Annotated in this window: 5 protein-coding genes; 1 reads left to right on the plus strand and 4 read right to left on the minus strand. The window is 47.3% G+C overall.

Annotated elements, in window-relative coordinates; genetic code table 11:
- The 4 genes from QUA54_RS33600 to QUA54_RS33615 all read right to left on the minus strand — a co-directional run.
- The coding region (locus tag QUA54_RS33600; RefSeq protein ID WP_333419298.1) for a tetratricopeptide repeat protein at window positions 1–900 on the minus strand (900 nt) is incomplete at its 3' end.
- A complete protein-coding gene (locus tag QUA54_RS33605; protein ID WP_333419300.1) occupies window positions 897–1,667 on the minus strand; it encodes a hypothetical protein in 771 nt (256 codons plus the stop codon). The genes QUA54_RS33605 and QUA54_RS33600, both read right to left, overlap by 4 nt.
- On the minus strand, window positions 1,664–1,987 hold the full coding sequence (locus QUA54_RS33610) for a hypothetical protein (protein ID WP_333419302.1): 324 nt from the start codon (window positions 1,985–1,987) through the stop codon (window positions 1,664–1,666). Before QUA54_RS33610 ends, QUA54_RS33605 begins: the two co-directional genes overlap by 4 nt.
- A 358-nt stretch (window positions 1,988–2,345) precedes the next feature.
- Complete coding sequence (locus QUA54_RS33615; protein ID WP_333419304.1) at window positions 2,346–3,230, minus strand: 4-hydroxybenzoate solanesyltransferase; 885 nt, start codon at window positions 3,228–3,230, stop codon at window positions 2,346–2,348.
- Window positions 3,231–3,442: 212 nt separating this feature from the next.
- Here QUA54_RS33615 and QUA54_RS33620 point away from each other — a divergent pair, with 212 nt between their 5' ends.
- Complete coding sequence (locus tag QUA54_RS33620) at window positions 3,443–5,059, plus strand: Ppx/GppA phosphatase family protein (protein ID WP_333419306.1); 1,617 nt, start codon at window positions 3,443–3,445, stop codon at window positions 5,057–5,059.
- Window positions 5,060–5,339 lie beyond the last annotated feature (280 nt).

The following is a 5,339-nucleotide window of genomic DNA, read 5'->3' on the forward strand; positions in this document are numbered from 1 at the left end:
TTTGCCCAGTTTGGCTCCTACTTGCTCGTAGAGTTTCAAAGCCGTATCGTAGCGCTCTAGGGCTTCTTCACGGCGATCGAGGAATTGCAAAACATCGCCGATGGCACGCAGGGTATTGGCTTTGCCCAGATTGTCTCCTACTTGCTCGTAGAGTTTCAAAGCCGTATCGTAGCGCTCTAGGGCTTCATCACAGCGCTTGAGGAATTGCAAAACATTGCCGATGGCACGCAGGGTATTGGCTTTGCCCAGATTGAATCCTACTTGCTCGTAGAGTTTCAAAGCCCTATCGTAGCGGGACAATGCCTCCTGCGCTTCATAAAATCGGAAATGGATTTGCCCGAACCAATACACCACATCTGCAGCGAAACTCTCTGGCACTCGTTTAGCCTCAACCAGTTCCTGCACCGCTGCTAGCAGCGCCTCCGCTTCCCCCCGACGAAAATTATGGTCTAGACTTGTGATGTAGCGCTCAAACTGACTGCTGCCTGCCTCAAAATCAGCGATCGCAGCGTGATAAATCTGTTCGATCCGATTCGTATTCTCTGCACCAAAATAGTCAACCAGACGCTGGGAAAATTGCTTAAACGCTTCTTCATCCGTTTCCCATAGATGCTGAAGCATCGCCTTCCGAGTCCGTTCGTGGATATTGTGTCCTATGTCGGGAAACTCTTCCACAAAGGGGAGATGCTGGAGTTGCAGATACAGCGCCTCTGCCTGTTGAGCTAAATCTGGCTGTAACGCCCCTAAGATATTGGCATCAAACCAATGCGGCACGGCGGCAGCCAGCGCCATTGCCCTCAACTCTGGCGACAGCACCGACAGGGAAAGTTCTGCCAGCAGCCAATCCTTTTCTTCCTCCGTCTGCGCCTGTGCCAATCGCGCTAAAAACTCGGCGTTCATATCTGCTGCCTCGTCCGTGCTGCAACTTCTAACAAGCCAACGACTCGTGCCGGTACACCTTCTACCGCATCGATTAAAACATCAATCTCTTGGGAACTGAAGCAGTCGAAGCCAACGTCCTTAACGTAACCATACCAGGCTTCGCGTTCCATAATCCGATCGAGCTTGCAGCGATGATGCAGGTTTTGCCATTCTATAGTGGGTTGGGGAATAATTTGTCCTGCCACGATCGCAAATAGCTTTGGGTTGAGTGCCACTTCTGCCAAAAACGGACTCTCGATCCATCCTGCCAGTTCTTCCGTCGCGCCATTGTATGTATCTAGAATAAATGCGATCGGGCGATCGAACCGTTCTAAATCTTCAAAAAAAACCTGTTGAAGTTGAGTTAAACGATACTTTCGTTCCTCTGGCGGCACATTTAAAATCACCTGAATTTGGCTGCCTTCCCCCGTCAAACGGTTGTTCTGAATCTCAACACCAGAATTGAGAAAGCGATCGATCAGGGCATTAAAATTCCGAAAGCGTGGTTTTCCGAGTACGCGCTGAATCCGGGAAAACACAAAAGCGATACCAGCTTGCGCCCCTTTGAGATCGATTAAAACTGGATGAATTTCCTGGGAACACAGTATCTCATCAAACCGCCCCATCAAACCCGTTTTCCCATAACCCGACGGTGCTTCAATCAACAAAATCCGTTCTCGCACCTGCCCCCGCAACATCCGTTCAAACAGGTGCAACTCCTGCGTGCGATTCGCAAAGCGCGTCATGGTTGCGTCCCCGAATCGCTATCCCTCGTGCTGATGCTAGAACTCTCTCCAGTTAGTTGATTTCGTTCTACCAAAGCATCCGTAGCTTTGATGCTACTCAGTTTCCCCTTCAGCGTATTCCCCCGAATCACCGTCTTGGCTGACGAGTTCCCAGAGTGGCTTTGTTTAATCAGCAAAATCGAGCCCGCGAATGTCAAAACCGTCACTGCCAAAGGAACCCACGGTTTCAAGTTATCCGGCAAATTCGGTAACTGGTTGGTAAAATACCCCAGCAACACGGTAATCAACCCAGAGACCAGGTACAGCACAAATTGTTTCATAGCAGCAGGGGAGCGGTAAAATACTCTCGGTTTTATCTGCACCCTATTGTGACAAAATTCTGGAGATTTTACCGCCACAGAGGAAAGCCCGGAATAAACTTATGCCGATCTGGATCGTGCAGATCGCAATATTCTCAGTTGCAGCCGGTTAAAATTACCTGGAATTGGATAGTACAAATCAAGCTGATTCAATTGAAAAAAAGTTGATTCAGGTGAATTATATCGAGATGCCTCGGCGGTTTCAACCGCTAGCAAGCACGTAGGGTGCCCAGAGCATTCAAACCTGTTGAAATCGAAAAATCAATGACTCACGCACCTTACAAGTTGATTTAACTTCTGTCACTCACCTAGGCGGGGTCTAAAGAATCTCCCCAACAATCATCCCCGCCAGTATTACAAACCCCACCCAAACATTTTGGCGAAAGATTTGACCGTAAACCCGCCTAGGAATATCCGCTTTTCGCAGTTCACTGTACTGCAAAAACCACAAAATTGCCGCCGCACAAATTGCCATCCAAAAACCAATGTGCAAGTGCAGATTAATTCCCATTGCCGTCAATAAACCGACAGTCCCAACAAAGAAAAAACCCACAGCATTAGCTGCATAATTTCCAAAAAAAATAGCGCTGGAATTAACCCCCAAACGCAAATCGTCTTCGCGATCGCTCATCGCATAAACTGTATCAAATCCTAACGTCCAACACACGACTGCACCCCACAGCAGCCAAGTAGCTAATTCTAGTTTCCCAACGGCAGCGCTCCAACTAATTAAAACTGCAAATCCCCAGGCAATTGATAACACTAATTGCGGCACTGGGAAGAATCTTTTTGCTAGGGGATAGCAGATAATTACTGGTACGGCGGCGACACACAACCAGAAACTTAAAGGATTGAGATAAAAAGCGAGAATTGCCGCGCAAGCAAAGGAAATTAATGCAACTCCTATTCCAGTTTGCACGGTGAGGGCGCGGGATGCTAGGGGGCGCGATCGCGTTCTTTCTACTTCGGGATCGATATCGCGATCCCACAAGTCGTTGATGACGCATCCAGCCGCACTCGTGGCTAAGGTACCCAACACAATCACGCCCACCAATGCTGCGGGCGGTTTCCCGTGGGCTGCTAAAAAAACGGCCCAGAGGGCTGGAATCATTAAAATTAGCCTTCCTGCTGGTTTGTCCCATCTCAAAAGCCTCACGACGGTTAGCAATGTGGATTCGGGTTGGCGATCGAGCTCTTTAAGCATTTCAATTCTAGATTTGATATTTTTAACTCTCGATCTTATCAAATTTTAGGCACAATGACTTACTATCTCTGTTGGCGATGGCATTTCTGCCGGAATTTATAACAGGTGAAAGTCTTGGCCAGTCAGCATTTCCAGTTTTTTGCTAATTTAATAGAATGCCTAACTGGATTCGTGAAATAATCATAAATATCTGTCAACCCCGAGACACTCCAATGGTTAATTTACTTGCTTCGGCGGAGTCAAATCGCATTATTGCTGCTATTGATATGGGTACTAACTCGTTTCACATGGTGCTGGCGCGCATCGATCCGAAATTGCCCGCGTTTACGATTATTGCTAGAGAGAAAGATACGGTTCGGTTGGGCGATTGCGATGCTAAGACAGGGTGCTTAAAGTCCGAAGTTATGGAAAGGGCGATCGCCACTCTGCGCCGCTTTCAAGATATTGCTAAAACTTTTAATGCTGAACAAATTATCGCTGTTGCTACGAGTGCGGTTCGCGAAGCCCCTAACGGGCGGGATTTTCTCAAACAAGTTGCTGAAGAATTAGACCTGAATGTGAGTTTAATTTCCGGTCAGGAAGAAGCGCGGAGAATTTATCTCGGCGTTCTTTCCGGTATGGAGTTTAACAATCAGTCGCAGGTGATTATTGATATTGGGGGCGGTTCTACAGAGTTGATTTTAGGAGACAGTTCTGAGCCTCGCTGTCTCACCAGTACAAAAATTGGTGCTGTTCGCTTAACAGGACAATTTGTCAAAAGTGACCCGATTAGCAGGGAGGAGTTTGCTTATTTGCAAGCTTATATTCGGATTTCGCTGGAAAGACCGATCGACGAATTGCGATCTCAATTTAATGCTGGCGAAACTTTGCGCTTGATTGGCACTGCTGGAACCATCGAAACTCTGGCGGCAATTAACGCTCGCGAAAAGTTGGGAACAGTGCCGAGTCCCCTAGCGGGATATCAGTTAAGTTTAAAAGATTTGCGCGATTTAGTCAATCGCTTTCGCAAACTTTCTTACTCGGAAAGGTTGGCAATTCCGGGAATGTCAGACAAGCGGGCGGAAATTATTCTGGCCGGCGCTTTGATTTTGCAGGAAGCGATGACACTATTAGGGATGGAATCGCTGACTGTTTGCGATCGCTCTCTAAGAGAAGGCGTAATTGTTGACTGGATGCTGGCGCACGGTTTAATTGAAAACCGCTTGCGCTATCAAGGTTCAATCCGCCAGCGCAGCACTCTGCACATGGCTAACAAATATCAAGTCAATTTAGAACAAAGTGAAAGAACCGCAGCATTTGCGCTCAATTTCTTCGACCAAACTCAAGGAATCCTGCACAATTGGGGAACCGAAGAACGCGAGTTGCTGTGGGCTGCCGCGATTCTGCACAACTGCGGTTTGTACGTCAGTCATTCGGCGCACCACAAGCATTCTTACTATTTAATTCGCAATGGTGAGTTATTAGGATACACTGAAACAGAGATTGAAGTCATTGCTAATTTAGCTCGCTATCACCGAAAAAACCCTCCCAAAAAGAAGCACGAAAATTTTTTGATTATTCCAAAAAAATACCGGGAAGTAGTTAGTAAATTGCATCCTTTTCTGCGGTTGGCTGTGGCTTTGGACAGGCGGCAGATTGGCGCAATTTCTGATTTTAAATGCGAACACCGCCCAGAAGTTCGAGAGTTTCATTTGCGGCTGCAACCGCTCGATCCAGAAGACGATTGCGCTCTGGAGCTGTGGAGTTTGGATTATAAAAAGCCGTCTTTTGAGGATGAGTACAATCTCAAATTAGTGGCAACTTTGGAGCCGACTCTGGTTCCCGTTTAAATACAAGGCAGAGCCTGGAAACGAGAAACTGTAGGGTGCTGTGCCAGAGAGATTCAAGGTGGTGAAGAAGACCCTCAAACGCTTGAAATCTCTCTGGCTGCGCTCGTTAAATCTTTTTCTTTTAACAGGCGATCGGCAATAAATTAGGTTTATTGCCGATCGCCTGCCGGTAGGATGAGGTAAAGCCGGTCGATCGCACCAATCCCTAGGGCGTCGGTTCAGTATTAGGAGTTGACAAAAAAGACTGAAAATGATATGTGAATTGAGAAGCCTGTTAAAT

The organism is Microcoleus sp. MOSTC5, from assembly GCF_036701825.1.
Lineage (GTDB): Bacteria > Cyanobacteriota > Cyanobacteriia > Cyanobacteriales > Microcoleaceae > Microcoleus > Microcoleus asticus.

What these genes read in the sequence shown, in the direction of transcription:
- QUA54_RS33620 (WP_333419306.1), top strand. Translation starts at nt 3,443, where the DNA reads ATGGTTAATTTACTTGCTTCGGCGGAGTCAAATCGCATTATTGCTGCT.
- QUA54_RS33610 (WP_333419302.1), bottom strand. Translation starts at nt 1,987, where the DNA reads ATGAAACAATTTGTGCTGTACCTGGTCTCTGGGTTGATTACCGTGTTG.
- QUA54_RS33605 (WP_333419300.1), bottom strand. Translation starts at nt 1,667, where the DNA reads ATGACGCGCTTTGCGAATCGCACGCAGGAGTTGCACCTGTTTGAACGG.
- QUA54_RS33615 (WP_333419304.1), bottom strand. Translation starts at nt 3,230, where the DNA reads ATGCTTAAAGAGCTCGATCGCCAACCCGAATCCACATTGCTAACCGTC.